This window comes from Actinomadura flavalba DSM 45200 (assembly GCF_000374305.1).
Taxonomy (GTDB): domain Bacteria; phylum Actinomycetota; class Actinomycetes; order Streptosporangiales; family Streptosporangiaceae; genus Spirillospora; species Spirillospora flavalba.
Map to the genome: position 1 here is coordinate 26499 of NZ_KB894095.1, position 15896 is coordinate 42394.

The 15896-nt window shown below is 74.3% G+C and carries 15 protein-coding genes and 1 tRNA gene; 11 read left to right on the top strand and 5 right to left on the bottom strand.

The features are described 5' to 3' along the window. Positions 1 to 2 precede the first annotated feature (2 nt). From C229_RS0113260 to C229_RS0113270, 3 genes are all read left to right on the top strand, one after another. On the top strand, positions 3 to 377 hold the full coding sequence (locus C229_RS0113260) for a hypothetical protein (protein ID WP_033424341.1): 375 nt from the start codon (positions 3 to 5) through the stop codon (positions 375 to 377). A 121-nt stretch (positions 378 to 498) separates the two neighbouring features. Then, entirely contained in the window at positions 499 to 1488 is a 990-nt protein-coding gene (locus C229_RS0113265) for a COG1361 family protein (RefSeq protein WP_155884815.1), read from the top strand. Between the two features lie 100 nt (positions 1489 to 1588). Further along, positions 1589 to 2494: a sulfite exporter TauE/SafE family protein gene (locus tag C229_RS0113270; protein WP_018655566.1), complete on the top strand. Its 906-nt coding sequence runs from the start codon at positions 1589 to 1591 to the stop codon at positions 2492 to 2494. On the opposite strand, the gene C229_RS0113275 is transcribed toward C229_RS0113270, so the two are convergent. Then, positions 2491 to 3306: a TrmH family RNA methyltransferase gene (locus C229_RS0113275; RefSeq protein WP_018655567.1), complete on the bottom strand. Its 816-nt coding sequence runs from the start codon at positions 3304 to 3306 to the stop codon at positions 2491 to 2493. The genes C229_RS0113270 and C229_RS0113275 overlap by 4 nt on opposite strands. Before the next feature lie 320 nt (positions 3307 to 3626). On the opposite strand from C229_RS0113275, the gene C229_RS0113280 reads away from it, so the two are divergent. Both C229_RS0113280 and C229_RS0113285 read left to right on the top strand, forming a co-directional pair. Then, positions 3627 to 5858 (top strand): substrate-binding domain-containing protein, encoded by a 2232-nt coding sequence (locus C229_RS0113280; RefSeq protein ID WP_018655568.1) that lies wholly within the window; start codon positions 3627 to 3629, stop codon positions 5856 to 5858. A 291-nt stretch (positions 5859 to 6149) separates the two neighbouring features. Continuing rightward, a complete protein-coding gene (locus C229_RS0113285; protein ID WP_020608192.1) occupies positions 6150 to 7667 on the top strand; it encodes a sigma-70 family RNA polymerase sigma factor in 1518 nt (505 codons plus the stop codon). 29 nt (positions 7668 to 7696) lie between these two features. Here the strand turns inward: C229_RS0113285 and C229_RS0113290 are convergent, their stop codons facing one another. Then, on the bottom strand, positions 7697 to 8776 hold the full coding sequence (locus C229_RS0113290; RefSeq protein ID WP_018655569.1) for a phosphotransferase family protein: 1080 nt from the start codon (positions 8774 to 8776) through the stop codon (positions 7697 to 7699). 221 nt (positions 8777 to 8997) lie between these two features. Here C229_RS0113290 and C229_RS35770 point away from each other — a divergent pair, with 221 nt between their 5' ends. Next, a complete protein-coding gene (locus C229_RS35770) occupies positions 8998 to 9669 on the top strand; it encodes a hypothetical protein (RefSeq protein ID WP_018655570.1) in 672 nt (223 codons plus the stop codon). Here C229_RS35770 and pdxR read toward each other — a convergent pair. Continuing rightward, entirely contained in the window at positions 9664 to 11028 is a 1365-nt protein-coding gene (pdxR, locus tag C229_RS0113300) for a MocR-like pyridoxine biosynthesis transcription factor PdxR (RefSeq protein ID WP_018655571.1), read from the bottom strand. The genes C229_RS35770 and pdxR overlap by 6 nt on opposite strands. A gap of 67 nt (positions 11029 to 11095) precedes the next feature. Here pdxR and C229_RS0113305 point away from each other — a divergent pair, with 67 nt between their 5' ends. From C229_RS0113305 to C229_RS0113315, 3 genes are all read left to right on the top strand, one after another. Continuing rightward, a complete protein-coding gene (locus C229_RS0113305; RefSeq protein ID WP_018655572.1) occupies positions 11096 to 11725 on the top strand; it encodes a pyridoxamine 5'-phosphate oxidase family protein in 630 nt (209 codons plus the stop codon). Positions 11726 to 11844: 119 nt separating this feature from the next. Beyond that, positions 11845 to 12456 (top strand): oligoribonuclease, encoded by a 612-nt coding sequence (gene orn / locus C229_RS0113310; RefSeq protein WP_018655573.1) that lies wholly within the window; start codon positions 11845 to 11847, stop codon positions 12454 to 12456. A gap of 72 nt (positions 12457 to 12528) precedes the next feature. Continuing rightward, a tRNA-His gene (locus C229_RS0113315) sits at positions 12529 to 12604 on the top strand. A 50-nt stretch (positions 12605 to 12654) separates the two neighbouring features. On the opposite strand, the gene C229_RS0113320 is transcribed toward C229_RS0113315, so the two are convergent. Then, positions 12655 to 13470 carry a TIGR03619 family F420-dependent LLM class oxidoreductase gene (locus C229_RS0113320; RefSeq protein WP_018655574.1) on the bottom strand — a complete coding sequence of 272 codons (816 nt, stop codon included), beginning with the start codon at positions 13468 to 13470 and terminating at the stop codon, positions 12655 to 12657. Between the two features lie 77 nt (positions 13471 to 13547). Here C229_RS0113320 and C229_RS0113325 point away from each other — a divergent pair, with 77 nt between their 5' ends. Further along, the gene (locus C229_RS0113325) at positions 13548 to 13955 is read left to right on the top strand and encodes a RidA family protein (protein WP_018655575.1); all 408 of its coding nucleotides are present in this window, start codon (positions 13548 to 13550) and stop codon (positions 13953 to 13955) included. Positions 13956 to 13971: 16 nt separating this feature from the next. On the opposite strand, the gene C229_RS0113330 is transcribed toward C229_RS0113325, so the two are convergent. Beyond that, positions 13972 to 14766: a carbon-nitrogen hydrolase family protein gene (locus tag C229_RS0113330; protein WP_018655576.1), complete on the bottom strand. Its 795-nt coding sequence runs from the start codon at positions 14764 to 14766 to the stop codon at positions 13972 to 13974. Between the two features lie 104 nt (positions 14767 to 14870). Here C229_RS0113330 and C229_RS0113335 point away from each other — a divergent pair, with 104 nt between their 5' ends. Further along, complete coding sequence (locus tag C229_RS0113335; protein WP_026313755.1) at positions 14871 to 15836, top strand: TIGR03557 family F420-dependent LLM class oxidoreductase; 966 nt, start codon at positions 14871 to 14873, stop codon at positions 15834 to 15836. Positions 15837 to 15896: the final 60 nt, after the last annotated feature.

Sequence of the window (15896 nt, forward strand, 5' to 3'; positions counted from 1 at the left end):
TCATGGCTCCGATCAGAGACGGTTATGTGGCGCGCTGGCTGGGTCGCGACTTCGAGGCCGCGCCGGGCGCCGACGGGGAGATCCGGCTGTACGCGACCGAGCCGACGGACGGGTTCGACGAGCTGCGGCCGGGCCGGTACCGCCGGATCGTCCCGGCGTTCGAGGTCGAGGGGCTGCGCTATGTGCGGACGACGTGCAGGTGGCGGGGCGAGCCGTTCGTGATCGTCGGCGAGCACGAGGGGTGGCTGCGGGTGGAGTACACCGGCGGCCGGGCGCCGGTCGCGGAGGCGCTCGGGCTGGACCGTATCGACCAGGGCGTGTGGCAGAGCTGGGCGCCGCGCGCGGAGATCGAGGACGTCCGGGAGGACGCCGTCTGAGCGGTGCGCACGCGACAGGGTTGATTCCGGCCCTTTGCCCGTGTTCGCATGATTCCGGGAGGAGCCTCGGGGGTACGGCGGACCCCAGGCGTCGAACGGTCACGCGACGGAGGTGCAGGGCGTGCTTTCCCGCTCGGGGGGACAGGCGTTGTTCGCAGGGCTCGGCGCGGCGGCGGTGATCGCCGCCGGAGCCCCGGCGGCGCTGGCGGAGCCGTCCCCCGACCCGAGCGGTTCGCCCTCGCCGGGCGAGTCGCCCACCGCGTCCCCCTCCCCCACGCCGACTCCGACGCCCGACGCGAAGCTCGTCCTGAGCGCCGTCCCGGACGCCGACGAGGCGAAGCCCGGCGAGCGGGTCGCGCTGACGATCCGCGTCCGCGCGGCCGAGGCGACGGCGACGGACGTCCGCGTCACCGGCGTCACGGCGTCGGCGAAGGCGGCGAAGATCGGCGGTGAGTGCCCGGCCCCGTTCACGGCGGCGGGCTGCGTCCTCGGCACGCTCGACGCGGACGAACGCGACACCGTCGCCGCGCACGTGTCGCTGCCGAAGTCGCTGAAGAAGACGACGAGGCTCAGCGTCACGGTCACGGTCGAGGCCGCGAACGCCCCGCAGGCGCGGGAGAGGGCGACGATCACCTACACGGTGCCCGTGCGCCCGCCCGCGAAGAGGCCCGCGCCCCGGCCGGAGCCGGCGCCGAAACCGGAGGCGCCGGTCCCGTCCGGCGGCGGGCGGGCCGCGACCGTCGCGCCGCCGCCGTACACGCCTCCGGCGCCGAACGCGACCTTCGGCACGGCTCCCCCGACGGCGAAGGGCGGCGACGTCGCGCTGCCGTCGATCGCCGCGCCGCAGACGTCCCCGGCGAGCGCGGCGCGGCCGGGGCAGAACCGGCTGCGCGGCAACCAGGCGCCGGTCGCGCAGGATCTGGAGTTCGAGCGCGTGGCGGGCACGCAGGCGGCGTGGCTGGCGGCGCTGCTGGTGGCGGTGTCGCTGCTGCTGACGCAGTTGCGGATCGGCCGCGTCCGGACGGCCCGCGCGCTGGCCGCCGCCGAGCGCGCCCGCCGGACGCCCGGCACCCACCGGCGCCCCCGGCGCGGCGTGTACGGCAAGCGCTGACCCCCGGCGCACTCCCCGGATGACGGATTCCGGCCTATCAATTTGACTTGATTGGTAGGAATAACGGGTATACCGGTGACCCGTCGCCCCGGAGAGGATCATGCGCAAACTCGTCCTGCTCGCCCTGGTGGGCCTCGGCGCCCAGCTCGTCGACGGGAGCCTGGGCATGGCCTACGGCGTCACCTCGACGACCCTGCTGCTGGCCATCGGCACCAACCCCGCCGCCGCGTCGGCCACCGTGCACCTCGCCGAGATCGGCACCACGCTGGTGTCCGGTGCCGCGCACTGGAAGTTCGGCAACGTCGACTGGAAGGTCGTCGCCCGGATCGGCATCCCCGGCGCGGCCGGCGCGTTCGCCGGGGCGACGTTCCTGTCCAACCTGTCCACCGAGACGGCCGCGCCGATCATGTCGCTGAGCCTGCTGTCGCTCGGCGCCTACATCCTCGTCCGCTTCACCGTGAAGGGCCTGCGCAAGGACCGGCTCGGCCTGCCGCTGCGCCGCCGGTTCCTCGCGCCGCTCGGCGCGGTCGCCGGGTTCGTGGACGCGACGGGCGGCGGTGGCTGGGGCCCGGTCGGCACCCCGGCGATCCTGGCCAGCGGGCGCCTGGAGCCCCGCAAGACGATCGGGTCCATCGACACCAGCGAGTTCCTGGTCGCTGTCGCGGCCAGCGCCGGGTTCATCGTCGGCATCGGCGCGGAGGACATCGACGCCACCTGGGTCGCGGCGCTGCTCATCGGCGGCGTGATCGCGGCGCCGATCGCGGCCTGGCTCGTCCGGCACATCCCGCCGCGCGTGCTCGGCTCGGCGGTCGGCGGCGTGATCATCCTCACCAATGCCCGCACGCTGCTGCGCAGCGACTGGATCGACGCGGGCGCGGGCGTCCGCTGGGCCGTCTACGCCGTCGTCTACGCGGTCTGGGCGGCCGCCCTGGCCGTCTCGATCCGCGCCCACCGCAGGGAGACCGCCGCCGAGCGCGACGACGAACGCGAACCCACGCCCGCCTAGCCGCGCACCAGAGCGTGACAGGCGATGGCCGCCGCCGCGACGACGTTCAGCGAGTCGACGCCCTGGCCGAGGGCGGCGGGGCTCATCGGGATGGTGACGGGGACGTCGGCCTCCGCGAGCCAGTGCGAGGTGAGGCCGTCGCCCTCGGCGCCCAGCAGCAGGGCGACGCGGTCGCCGGAGGGGGCGTCGTCCAGCGGGACGGCCGCCGCGTCGGGGGTGAGGGCCAGCAGCGTGAACCCGGCGGCGCGCAGCTCGGCCAGGCCGTCGTGCCAGTGCCGCATCCGCGCGTACGGGACGGCGAACACCGCGCCCATCGACACCTTGACCGCGCGCCGGTAGAGCGGGTCGGCGCAGCGCGGCGACAGCACGACGGCGTCGACGCCGAGCGCGGCGGCGCAGCGGAAGATCGCGCCGACGTTGGCGTGGTCGACCAGGTCCTCCAGGACGAGCAGCCGCCCCGCCGCCGCGACGACCGACGCGACCTCCGGCAGCGGCAGCCGCCGCATCGACGCCAGCGCGCCCCGGTGCACCGGGAACCCCGCGACGGCCTCGACGGTGGCGTCGTCCGCGACGTAGACGGGGGCGTCCACGCCGTCCAGCACGTCGGCCAGCGGCTCGACCCAGCGCCGCGCCATGAGGAACGACCGCGCCGGATGCCCGGTGCCGACGGCCCGCCGGATGACCTTCTCGCCCTCGGCGACGAACAGCCCGTGCTCGGCCTCCAGGCTCTTGCGCAGGTTGACGTCGCGCAGCCGCGTGTAGTCCGCGAGGCGCGGGTCGGCGGGATCGGTGACGGTGACCAGGCGAGCCATGTCCCCATTCTGCCGGTCGGCGCCGCGTGCGGGGGTCCGCGCCGAACCGGTCGGTGCGCCGGGTTATCCTGCCCAGGCGCCGGGTTCCTCCGGGTTCGCCCGGTCGTCTCGCCCTCCGCCGTCGAAGCGGCGGGACGCCCCGGCCCGGCGCGGGTCGGCGCCGACGATCGGACGGTGCGACCGACCGCACCGGCAGCAAGATCGTCGGGCCATACGGGGACGACCTGCACCATCATCAATTTTGAGTTCTTTGTAACCTCTCTGTCGTACTACTACAGTGCCGGGGAACATCGACGGGTTTCTGGTGAATCGAGGCTGCCGTGAGCGGACGTCATCGCAATGACTTCCCCGAGGGTCCGCCGGGGGACGGGCAAGATCCGGTCTTCGGGCCCGCCAACGACGGTTCGTCCGACTGGTTCGCGCCGCGCGACAGCCAGAGCCACCCGGTGAACCCGCCGCCCCGGGAGCCCGAGGACGAGACCCCCGACTGGTACCAGCCCCGTGCCCAGGAGCAGCCCCCCGCCTACGGCGCCGGCGGCTTCACCGGCGCCTCCGACGCGGGCGGCTACGGCCTCGGCCGCTCCGCGCAGGGCGGCTACGGCGAGCAGGAACCCAGGCGCGACGCCCCCCGCGAGGAGGACTCCGGCGGCTACCGGCTGCCGGGCGCGTCCAGCGCCGGTTACGGCGGCTATGAGTCGGTCTCGCGATCCGACGAGCGCCCCGCCGGGTTCTTCGGCGGACGCGCCGGTGGTTCGGGCGACTCGGGCGGCTACGGCCCCGGCGCGTCCGGCGGCTACAGCGACGACCCCGGCCGCCGCCGCAAGAAGCGCCGCGGCGCGATGATCGGCCCGCTGGCCGGCGCGGTGGGCCTCGCCGTGCTGCTCGGCGTGGGCGTCTACGCGTTCGCCGGGACCGGCGGCGGCTGCGACGGCGACGACGCGCTCAAGCTCACCGTCTCGGCCGCGCCCGACATCGAGCCCGCCGTCGTCAAGGCGGCCGGACGCTACAACGACGCCCGCCACAAGGTCGGCGGCAAGTGCGCCCAGGCCAAGGTCGTCAAGGCCGAGCCCGGTACCGTCGCCACGCTGCTGTCCGGCCAGGGCGTCGCCACCGGCGACAGCGCCCGCCCGGACGTGTGGATTCCCGACTCGTCGCTGTGGACGTCCCTGGTGCGCAGCTCCGACAAGGGCAAGGAGGCCGTCACCACCACCAAGACGTCGGTGGCGACCACCCCCATCGTCGTCGGCCTGCCGCGCACGCTCGCCGGGCAGCTCCAGCGCGAGGGCGTCACCGCGACCCCGTCCTGGGACAACCTGCTCAAGGCCGCGGGCGGCGTCCCCGGCGGCGGCGTCACCAAGAACCAGATGATCCCGCCCGGCGCGGTACGGCTGTTCCTGCCCGAGCCCGCCAACAACGCGACCGGCATGGGCGCGCTGATGGTCACCGACGCGCTGCTCACCAACGACCCCAACAAGGGCCCGATCTTCACCGGCATCGTGCGGACGGTCCGCGAGGCGACCGTCCCCAAGGTCGAGGACCAGTTCAAGTACTTCAAGAAGGGCCGCACCGGCAAGCAGCCGATCGCGCTCGCGCCCGAGCAGGCCGTCTGGAAGTACAACAAGTCGTCCCCGGGCGAGCCCGCCGTCGCGCTGTACCCCCTTGAGGGCACGCTGTCGATGGACTACCCCGTCGCGATCACCACCGCCGACGACGCCAAGGCCAAGGCCGCCGCGCTGCTGGAGCAGGCGCTGACGTCGCCGGAGACCCGCGCCGACGTGCAGGAACTGGGCTTCCGCGCCCCCGACGGCAAGGCGCCCGCCGGTTTCTCCGACAAGCTCGGCGTGAGCCCGTCCCGGCCGCGTCAGCTCCCCTCGCCCAAGGCCGCCGAGGTCGCGGGCGTCATGCAGTCGTGGTCGAAGCTGTCGCTCGGCCTGCGCATGCTGGTGCTGACCGACGTGTCCGGGTCGATGGCGCAGAAGGTCGGGCCGAACATGAACCGGCTCCAGGCCATCGCGCGGGTGTCGCAGGGCGGGCTGTCGATGATGTCCAACGACACCGAGATGGGCCACTGGCTGTTCTCCACCAAGATGCAGGGCAACGTGCCCTACAAGAAGTCGATCAGCATCGGGCCGCTCGGTGAGCGCGTCGCGGGGTCGACGACGCGGCGCTACCAGATGCTGTCGCTGCTGTCGCAGATGGAGCCCAAGCCGGACGGCGACACCGCCCTGTACGAGACGGCCATCGCCGCGTACAAGGAGATGAGCCGCACCTACAAGCCCGAGTTCGGCAACTCGATCCTGCTGCTCACCGACGGCAAGAACGACGACCCGGGCGGCGGCCCGACGCTGCGCCAGACGCTCAACGAGATCAAGCGCCTCAAGGACCCGAACAAGCCGATCCAGATCAACATGATCGGGTTCGGGGACGGCGTGGACCGCAACGAGCTGGAGCAGATCGCCGCCGCCACCAACGGCAGCGTGCAGATCGCGATGACCGCCGAGGAGATCAAGAAGATCTTCCTGGCGATGCTCTCCCGGCGTATCGCGGAGTAGCCCGCGCGGAACGGGCCGGTCGGCGTCCCCCTCGGCGGGGCGCTGACCGGCCCGTTCGCGTTCCGGGTGCCCGTCCCCGTAAATCTCCTGAAATATCTGCGGATGGGTGTCAACCGATCCCCCGACTCCCCCGTCTTTCTATGTGGAGGCCCGACGGGGAGCGGGGCCGTCGGGCCTCCGACCTTCTCCCCCTGATCCGCGATCAGGGGCGGCCCGCCCGCGCGGCGCGGAACCCGACTCCCCTCGGCTCCCGCCACCCGTGCCCCTCCACAGTCCGCGGGGAGGACCCCAGTGTCCGCTTGGCCCAGTCTCGACCGCACCGCCGACGAGCGCCTCGCGCGGGCACTGCGCGACGGCGAGCCCGCCGCGCTCTCGCAGCTCTCCGATCGCTACGCGGCCCGGCTGTTCGACTACTGCCACGCGCTGCTGCGCGACCAGGACGAGGCGTCCCGCGCCCTGCGCGACGCGCTGCTGGCCATCTGGGCGCACGGCGAGCTGCTGCACGAGCGCAACCCGCTGCGGCCGTTCGTGTACACGCTCGTCCGCAACGAGTGCCTGCGGCGGCTGCGCTCCCCCGACCGTCCCGCCGAGCGGCACGAGGCGCCCGAGGTCGAGGACGCCTTCCTCGACGCCGCCGAGCACGCCCGCCGCCTGGAGACGCGGCGGCTCGTGCACAGCGCGCTGGCGGGCCTGCGCGGACGCGAGCGCGAGACGCTCGACCTGCTGCTCCGGCACGACCTGGACACCGACGAGATCGCCGCCGTCCTCGGCCTGCCGCCGGGCGACGCCGCCGGGCTCGCCGACGAGGCCGTCGCCCGGCTCGACGAGTCCCTCGCCGCCGCGATGATCGCGCACGCGGGCCGGGAGGACTGCCCGAGCGTCGCCGCGCTCGCCGACGACGGCGACGGGCCGCTCTCGCCGTCGGTCGCCCGCAAGCTCGCCCGGCACATCGAGCACTGCCCGGTCTGCTCCGAACGCCGGGAACGCACCGTCTCGTCGCGGCGGCTCATGCAGGTGCTGCCCGTCGCGCTGCTGCCGTCCGACCTGCCCGCCGCCGTCATCGCCGCCGCGTCCGACCCCGACCGGATGGACGAGCTGGAGGCGCTGGCCGCCCGCGCGAACACCTTCGACGAGGAGGGCCGCCCGCTGCCGGTGGACGGCACCGGGCCGGGCCCGGCCGAGCGGCCCGAGCGGCGCGGCACGCCGCCGCTGTGGCCCGCGCTGGCCGCCGCCGCGGCGGTGCTCGTCGTCGTCACCGGGGCCTACTTCCTCATGCCGGGCCGGGCGCAGCCCACGGCGGGCGGCGGGACGCCGAGCACGTCCGCGTCCGTCGCGGCGCCGTCGGAGGACCCGCTGACCGACGAGCCGGCCGAGCCGAGCGAGACGCCGAGCCCGACACCGACGCCCACCACGTCGTCCGCGACGCCGACGCCCACGGCCACGCCGACGCGGCGCACCCGGACGCCCCGGCCGTCGCGCACGGTCAAGCCGCCTCCGCCGCCGTCGAGTTCACGGCCGGGGACGCTGGCGGTGTCGGGCTGCTCGATGGGCGCCGGATCGTCCTGCACCGTCACGGTCCGCGCGGTCGGCGGCACCGTGCGGTGGTCGGTCGCCGGGACGTCCGGGGTGAGCGCCGCCGGAGGCGGGACGCTGCTCGCCGGGCAGAGCGCGGGTGTGAGCGCCACCCGCACCGGGGAATGCTCCGGAGCGGGGGGCGGATCGGTGTCGTTCGCGCCCGGCGGAGCGGCCTCCGTCACGTGGAACTGCCCGCCCGAGGAACCCGAGGAGCCGGAGCCCGACGCACCGTGACCGACCCGCACCATCCTCCCCGCGACTCGTCAGAACGGCGAGCGCGCGTCCAGGATGCGGTGGGCACGGTCCAGCAGGACCGGGACGGCGGCGCCGATGGCGTCGAAACCCTCCCCGACCGTCGCGTTCTGGAGGAAGCGGGCGTGGATGCCCGCGAGGATCGCGGCGAGCTTGAAGCAGGCGAACGCGACGTAGAAGTCCAGGTCGGACAGGTCGTAGCCGGTCAGGTCGGCGTACCGGTCGGTGAACTCGCGGCGGGTGAGGAAGCCGGGCGCGGCGGTGATCGTCGCGCCGACCGGCAGGCCGTCGGGGTCGGCGGCCTCGGCCCAGTAGACGAGCGTCAGGCCGAGGTCGGACAGCGGGTCGCCGAGCGTGGACATCTCCCAGTCCACGACGGCCGCGATCTCCGGCGGGTCGAGCCGGACGAGCGCGTTGTCCAGCCGGAAGTCGCCGTGCACGAGCCGGGCGGGCGCGTCCTGCGGGAGGCGTTCGCGCAGCCGGACGACGAGCCGGTCGTACTCCGGCCCGGCGGGGTCGCCGCCCGCCTCCTCGATGGCGTCCTGCGAGCGCCGCCACTGCTGGTCCCAGCGGCGGACCTGGCGTTCCATGTAGCCGGACGGGCGGCCGAAGTCGCCGAGCCCGGCGGCGTCCACGTCCACGGTGTGGATCGCCGCGAGGGCGGTGGCGAGGCGTTCGCTGAGGCCGCGCGCCTGGTCGGCGGTGAGCCCGGCGGCGTCGTCCTCGGTGCGCAGGACGCGGCCGTCCACGAAGTCCATGAGGTAGAAGCGGGCGCCGAGCACGTCCTCGTCGTCGCAGAACGCCAGGGTGCGCGGGACGGGGACGTCGGTGCCCGTGCCGAGCGCCGTCATCACGCGGTACTCGCGGGCCATGTCGTGCGCGGTGGGCAGGACGTGGCCGAGCGGCGGGCGGCGCAGCACGACGCGGCGTCCGCCCGCGAGCGTGAGGCCGTAGGTCAGGTTGGAGCGTCCACCGGCGATGAGTTCGGCGCCGGTGACGGCTCCGGCGCCGGGCAGGGCGCGGGCGAGCCAGTCCGTGAGGCGGGGAACGTCGAGGCCGGGGACGGCGGCGGAACTCGTGTCAGCGCTCATGACGCCCTATTAGAACGTGGCTCGGTTCACAGCGGAAGGGCGGGGGCGTCCCGCGCTGTACGCGACCGGGCCGTCACGGAAAGGCCACAATCGGCCGCGCACATGATCTTGCCGGGCCCGGGGGCGACCTGCGCGAATACCAGTACGGCCCGGCGACGCCGGGGGCAGGGAAGATCCGAACTCAGGCAGGGCGTGGGCGCGCCCGATCAGGAGGACGCACGGTGGCAGACGCATGGCTGCCGGAGGCGGGCCGCACACCGGCCCGCGAGGACGGCGGACGGCTGCGGGGCGGCGCCCCGCGCGCGGTCTGGTTCGGCAGTGACTCCGATCCCCGGGCGGTGTCGGCCCGCTCGGTGGCGGCCGACCTGTCCCGGGCGGGCCGGCCCGCGCATCTGGTGTGGAACCCGCGCAGCGGCGAGATCATCCAGCTCGTCCCGGCCACCCGGGCGGCGGGGCTGCTCGGCGACGTCGGGCACGAGGGGCGGACGTGCCTCCAGATCATGGTGGTCGCGCTGACGGCCGAGCCGTTCACGGCCGGGACGCTGCCCGGCGTGGAGACGATCATGGCTTGGGCGGACGGCTGGGGCGTGGCCCGCCGCTGGCCCGCCGGTCCCCCGCTGCCGCCCCCGCACTCCTACCAGGCCCGCCGCGACCGCCGCGACTGGGCGCGGGGCGGCCACTTCGGCGCGTCCCAGGTGCCCGGTTCGCAGCGTCCCGACCCGGGCGGCATCGACGTCCGCCGCCTCACCGGCCCGGACACGCCCGTCACCGCCCCGTCGCGCGCCCCGCGTCCCGCCCCGGCCCGGCTCCCCCCGCCGCGCCTCCCGGGCGACCTCGACCCGGGCGCGCTCGCCGCGCCCGTCCCGCAACCCGTCCGCGCCACCCGCTCATAGACCCCGGCCGACGGCCAGTTCGCGCAGGACGGCGCAGGCGGCGCGGAGGTCGGCGTGGGTGGCGGCGCCGCCGTAGCCGACGACCAGGCCGGAGTACCGCGAGGCGCCGTGGCTCGCGACCGTCTCGGTGAGGACGCCGCGGCGCCCGGCCTCCGCGGTGACGCGGACGGCCGCGGCGGCGCCCAGCTCGACGACCAGGTGCAGGCCCGCCGTGTCGCCGCGCAGCCGCAGGCCGTGCAGCGCCCCGGCGACGACGGCGCGGCGGCGGGCGTACTCGGCGCGCATGCGGCGGACGTGGCGGTCCACGTCGCCGCCGTCCAGCAGCGTCCGCAGCGCCTCCTGGGGCAGGGCCGGGGTGCGGTCGCCCACGGCGGTGCGGTGCCGGGCCAGGTCCGCGACCAGCGACGGTTCGGCGATCAGCCAGCCGACGCCCAGCGCCGAGGTGAGCGTCTTGCCGGTCGTGCCGAGGTAGACGACGACGTCGGGGTCCAGGCCGTACAGGGCGGGCAGCGGTGCGACGTCGTAGCGGAACTCGCCGTCGTAGTCGTCCTCGGCGACCAGCGCGCCGTTGCGGCGGGCGTAGGCCAGCAGCGCCTGGCGGCGCGGCACCGGCAGCACGCCGCCCAGCGGGAACTGGTGCGACGGCGTCGTGTAGACGAGCCGCAGGCCGTCCGGCAGCGCGTCCACGATCAGGCCGTGCTCGTCGACCGGGCACGGCACGACCTCGATGCCGCGCGCCCGCAGCGCGCTCTTGGCCCGGCGGTACCCGGGCTCCTCGACGCCCGCGCGGTCGCCGGGACGCAGCACGGCCCCGGCGAGCAGGTCCAGGCCGTGCGTCGCGCCGCGCGTGACCAGCACGCGGGACGCGTCGCAGGGCACGCCGCGCCCGCGCCGGACGTGCCCGGCGATCAGCTCGCGCAGCGCGGGCAGGCCGCGGACGTCCGCCCGCTCGGGGTGCCGGGCGACGGCGGCGGCGCGCCAGGCGCGGCGCCAGGCCGGGGTGTCGAGCGCGCCCGTCCAGGCGATGCCCGCGCGCAGGTCGATCGTCCCGGCGGGGGCCTCGTTCGTGCGGAACGGCTCGTGCGGCGGGGGCGGCGGGACGGGGTCGGCGGTGAGCAGGCCGCTCACGTAGGTGCCCGAGCCGTGCCGTCCCTCCAGCCAGCCCTCGGCGTAGAGCTGCTCGTACGCCTGGGTGACCACGGCGCGGCCGACGCCGAGCGTCGCGGCCAGCGCGCGCGTCGAGGGCAGGCGCTCACCGGCGCGCAGCCGTCCGCCGGTGAGCGCCGCGCGGAGCTGCGCGACGAGCTGGACGCCGAGCGGTTCGGCGGCGGAACGGTCCAGGACGAGCGGAACGTCCAAGTGGTATCCCGTTTTCGGTCGTGAGTGGATCTTTGGAACAGTCCACTTCCCGTCTAGATTAACGGTCATGACATCGCTTTCAACGACAGAACGGACACGGCTGCGGCGGGGAAAGGACCGCGCGCTCACCTCCCGCGACGCGCTGCACGCCGTCCTGGACGAGGGGCGCATCTGCCACCTCGGCGTCGTCGTGGACGGCGCCCCGCGCGTCCTGCCCACCGGATACGGGCGGATCGGCGAGACGCTGTACCTGCACGGCTCGTCCGGGTCGGCGAGCCTGCTGGGCGCGTCGTCCGGGGAGATCTGCGTGACCGTGACGCTGCTCGACGGGTTCGTCCTGGCCCGGTCGGCGTTCCACCACTCGGTGAACTACCGCAGCGCCGTCGTGTACGGGCGTCCGCGCGTCGTCACCGACCCGGCGGAGAAGCTCGCGGCGCTGGAGGCGCTGACCGAGAGCATGGCGCCCGGCCGGTGGGCGGCCACCCGCCCGCCGACCCGCAAGGAGCTGGCCGCGACGACGGTGCTGGCGCTGCCGCTGGACGAGGCGTCGGTGAAGGCGCGGTCCGGGCCGCCGGTGGACGACGAGGAGGACTACGCGCTGCCCGTCTGGGCCGGGGTGATGCCGGTGCGGACGTCGTACGGCCCGGCCGAGCCCGACCCGCGCCTGGAGCCGGGGCCCGCGGCGCCGTCGTGGTGAGGGACGGTACCGTGCGGCGGGCCTCCTGGGCTTAACCTGGGCGGGTACAGATCCGTCGGAATGTGGCACCGCTCACCGTCCGGCGGGCGGAGCGCGACGTTCTTGCGGGTGAGAGGCTTATGGCGAACGAGAAGCTGGTCTGGATCGACTGCGAGATGACCGGTCTCTCGCTGCGCGACGACGCCCTCATCGAGATCGCGGCCCTGACGACCGACAGCGACCTCAACATTCTCGACGAGGGCGTCGACATCGTCATCAAGCCGCCGGCCGAGGCGCTGGAGCAGATGTCGAAGGTCGTCCGCGACATGCACACCACCTCCGGCCTGCTGGAACTGCTGCCCGGCGGCGTCACGCTGGACGAGGCGGAGGCGACCGTCCTGGACTACGTGAAGCAGCACGTCAAGGACCCCAAGAAGGCGCCGCTGTGCGGCAACTCGATCGCCACCGACCGCTCCTTCCTGGCCCGCGACATGCCCGCCCTGGACGGCCACCTGCACTACCGCATGGTCGACGTCTCCTCCATCAAGGAGCTGTCCCGCCGCTGGTACCCGCGCGCCTACGCCGCCAGCCCCGCCAAGAAGGGCGGCCACCGGGCCCTGGCCGACATCACCGAGAGCATCCAGGAACTCCGCTACTACCGCGCCGCCGTCTTCGTCCCCCAGCCGGGCCCCGACTTCGCGACCGCCCGCGCGGTCGCCGCCGAGACCGTCGCCGCCCCCCGCACCCCCTGACCGCACCGGTGCCGACCACCCCCCGAAACCCGCTACACTTCTGAAAGCCGGGGCCCACGCACCCCGGCCACGGTGGGTGTAGCTCAGCCGGTAGAGCACTTGGTTGTGGTCCAAGATGTCGCGGGTTCAAGTCCCGTCACTCACCCCATCAAACGAAGGACCCGGTCATGAAGATGACCGGGTCCTTCGTCGTTGCGGTCAGTGGTCGGTGAGGGCGGTGGTCAGGGACTCCATGCGGGCGCGGGTGCCCTCGTGGGGGCCGAAGTGGACGGCGATCTCGGACGCTCCGGCGTCGCGGTAGGCCCGGACGCGGTCGGCGACGCTTTCGGCGGGTTCGGTGCCGTTCCAGGCGATGCGGAGGGCGGCGCGGACGTCGCGTCCGGCGGCGAGTTCCGTCAGTCTGCGGGCCCGCTCGGCGAAGGCGCCGGGGTCGGCGGGGACTCCCTGCCAGACGTCGGCGTACCGCGCGGCGCGGCGCAGGGCGGCGTCGCTGTTGCCGCCGACCATGACGGGAACCCGGCCGTCCGGCACGGGCGCGAACACCCCGGTCTCGTAGGAGAACCGGCGGGCCCGGTAGGGCGCCGTGCCGCCGCCGAACAGATGGTGCAGCAGCGCCAGCACGTCATCGGTGATCTCGCCGCGCCGCCCGTGGTCGGCGCCGACTGCGGCGAACTCCTCCTCGCTCCACCCCACCCCGACCCCGAGCACGAACCGCCCGCCCGACAGCCGGTGCAGCGTGGCGGCCTGCTTGGCGAGCACGAACGGGTCGCGCAACGGCGCGACCAGCACCGACGTCCCGAACCACAGCCGCCGCGTGACGGCGGCCAGATACCCGATCGTCACCAGTGGCTCGTAGACCCCGCCGAACGTCGCCCCGTACTCCCCCGGCGGCAACACGTGATCGGGCAGCCACGCCCCGGCGAACCCCAGCTCCTCGGCCCCCCGGGCCACCTCCACCAGCACCTCCGCCGGCATCGCGATCGACTCGTCCGGCAACACGACCTGAAGCTCCATGCCACCCCGAACCCCGGCACCGCCCCCGCCATTCCCGCGCCGAGGTCAGGCATGACCGGTCTGCGAGGATGGGGCGTATGGCGAGTCGTGTGCAGTTGATCCGCGCTTCGAACCTGTCCGATGTCGCGGAGTACGCGTATGCCGCGACTGCGCCGCGCGATGCCCGGCTGATCTTCCTCGCCGGGTCCTGTCCGCTAGACGAGGACGGGACGACGCTCGCGGTCGGCGACTACGCGGGGCAGGCGGCGGCATGCGTCGAGACGCTGACGCGCGCGCTGGCCGCCGCGGGGGCGACGATCGACGACGTGATCAGCACGCGGGTACTCGTCGCCTCGTCCCGGCGGGCCGATCTTGTCGCGGCGTGGGAGGTGGTGCGCGACGCCTTCGGTGACCACGACGTGCCGAGCACGCTGATGGGCGTCACGGTCCTCGGCTACGACGACCAGCTCGTGGAGCTGGAGGCCGTTGCGGCCGTCGTCGACTGACCGGCGCGCACCGCCGTCAGCGGGGGGTCGTGGTGAAGCGGCGGAGGGTCAGGGCCGGGTTGGTCCGGCGGACGGACTCCAGGCGGGCCGGGTCCAGAAGGGCCAGGGCCGTGCCGTCCTGTTCGCCCAGGGAGGCCAGGGTCACGCCCATGGGGTCGATGATCATGCTGTTTCCGGCGCCGTGGCGGCCGTTCTGGCCTGCGGCGGCGATGTACATCGTGTTCTCGATGGCCCGCGCTCGGACGAGGGTGCGCCAGTGGTCCTCCTTCAGGGGGCCCGGAACCCACTCGGCGGGCAGGGCCAGAGCGGTCGCGCCCGCGTCGACGATGCGGCGCGTCACCTCGGGGAAGCGGACGTCGTAGCAGGTCTGGAGTCCGAAGGTGATCGCGCCGGAGGTGAAAGTCTCGGGGGTGTCCAGCGGGCCGGGGAGCACGACGTCGGACTCGCGGTAGCCGAAGGCGTCGTAGAGGTGCATCTTGCGGTACGTCGCCTCGATCTCGCCGGACGGGCCGAACGCCAGCAGGGTGTTGTGGATGCGGCCCGCATCGGCGTGCTCGGCGAAACCCGCGACGACGTGGACGCCGTGCCCGGACGCCAGCTCCGACAGCGTCGCGGCGAACGGCCCGTCGAGCGGTTCGGCGGCGGCGGCGAACCGCTCGTCCATGCGGGGCGCCGTGAACGACGCATACTCGGGCAGGACGACGACGTCCGCGCCGCGTCCCGCCGCCTCGTCCACCAGCGACCGCACGCGGGCCGAGTTGTCGGCCTTGTCCAGCCCGGGGGCGAACTGCCCCACCGCCACCTGCACCATCCGGCACCTCCTCCGTCCCCCTCGGTCTAGCAGATGCCCGCGACGCCCGCGAGCCGTGATTGCCCCTGGGGCTCCCGGGCATGAACCGGTCCGGGGGGATGACGATGAAGATCGGTTACAAGCTGTTCGCCGAGGCGTACGACCCGCGCGAGATCGTCCGGCAGGCCGTGGAGGCCGAACGGGCCGGGTTCGACTTCGTCGAGGTCAGCGACCATTTCCATCCGTGGCTGTTCAGCCACGGGCACTCGGGGTTCGTGTGGTCGATGCTCGCGTCGATGGCCGAGCGCACCGCGACGATCGAGCTGGCGACCGGCGTCACGTGCCCGACGATGCGCTACCACCCGGCGATCATCGCGCAGGCGGCGGCGACCGTCGCGATCCTGTCGGAGGAGCGGTTCACGCTCGGCGTCGGGTCGGGCGAGAACCTGAGCGAGCACATCATCGGCTCCGGCTGGCCGTCGGTGCGGGTGCGGCACGAGATGCTGCGCGAGGCGCTGGAGATCATCCGGCTGCTGTGGTCCGGCGGCTACCACTCCTACGAGGGCAAATACCTCGATCTGGACGACGCCCGCGTGTTCGACCTGCCCGCCGAGACACCGAAGATCGTCGTCGCGGCGAGCGGCGGACGCGCCGCCGGGATCGCCGCCGAACTCGGCGACGGCCTGTTCAACACGCTGCCCGACAAGTCCGTCCTGGACGCCTACCGGGACGCGGGCGGCGCCGGTGAGCGCTGGTGCGAGGTGCCGCTGGCGTGGGCGAAGGACGAGCAGTCCGCCGTCGCGTCCGCGCACCGGCTGATGCGGTTCGGCGTCACCGGCTGGAAGGTGCAGTCCGAACTGCCGAACCCGGTGAACTTCGAGGCCGCGACGGCCACCGTCACCGAGGACGACATGCGCGAGAACTTCGGCTGCGGCCCGGACAGGGCCCGCCATCTGGAGGTCGCGCAGCAGTTCGTCGACGCCGGGTTCGACCACCTGACGCTGATGAACGCCGGTCCCGACCCCGACGGCTTCTTCGAGTTCTTCGCCACCGAGCTGGCCGAGCCGGTGCGGGCGCTGCGTCCGTCCTGATCGCCGGGGCTTGGGCGGGGCGTCAGCGGACGGTTATGCTGCCGGGACCTGGACAGGCTC

Coding starts and splice junctions, on each gene's coding strand:
- C229_RS0113260 (WP_033424341.1), top strand. CDS start 3: ATGGCTCCGATCAGAGACGGTTATGTGGCGCGCTGGCTGGGTCGCGAC.
- C229_RS0113270 (WP_018655566.1), top strand. CDS start 1,589: ATGCGCAAACTCGTCCTGCTCGCCCTGGTGGGCCTCGGCGCCCAGCTC.
- C229_RS0113275 (WP_018655567.1), bottom strand. CDS start 3,306: ATGGCTCGCCTGGTCACCGTCACCGATCCCGCCGACCCGCGCCTCGCG.
- C229_RS0113290 (WP_018655569.1), bottom strand. CDS start 8,776: ATGAGCGCTGACACGAGTTCCGCCGCCGTCCCCGGCCTCGACGTTCCC.
- C229_RS0113305 (WP_018655572.1), top strand. CDS start 11,096: ATGACATCGCTTTCAACGACAGAACGGACACGGCTGCGGCGGGGAAAG.
- orn (WP_018655573.1), top strand. CDS start 11,845: ATGGCGAACGAGAAGCTGGTCTGGATCGACTGCGAGATGACCGGTCTC.
- C229_RS0113320 (WP_018655574.1), bottom strand. CDS start 13,470: ATGGAGCTTCAGGTCGTGTTGCCGGACGAGTCGATCGCGATGCCGGCG.
- C229_RS0113325 (WP_018655575.1), top strand. CDS start 13,548: ATGGCGAGTCGTGTGCAGTTGATCCGCGCTTCGAACCTGTCCGATGTC.
- C229_RS0113330 (WP_018655576.1), bottom strand. CDS start 14,766: ATGGTGCAGGTGGCGGTGGGGCAGTTCGCCCCCGGGCTGGACAAGGCC.
- C229_RS0113335 (WP_026313755.1), top strand. CDS start 14,871: ATGAAGATCGGTTACAAGCTGTTCGCCGAGGCGTACGACCCGCGCGAG.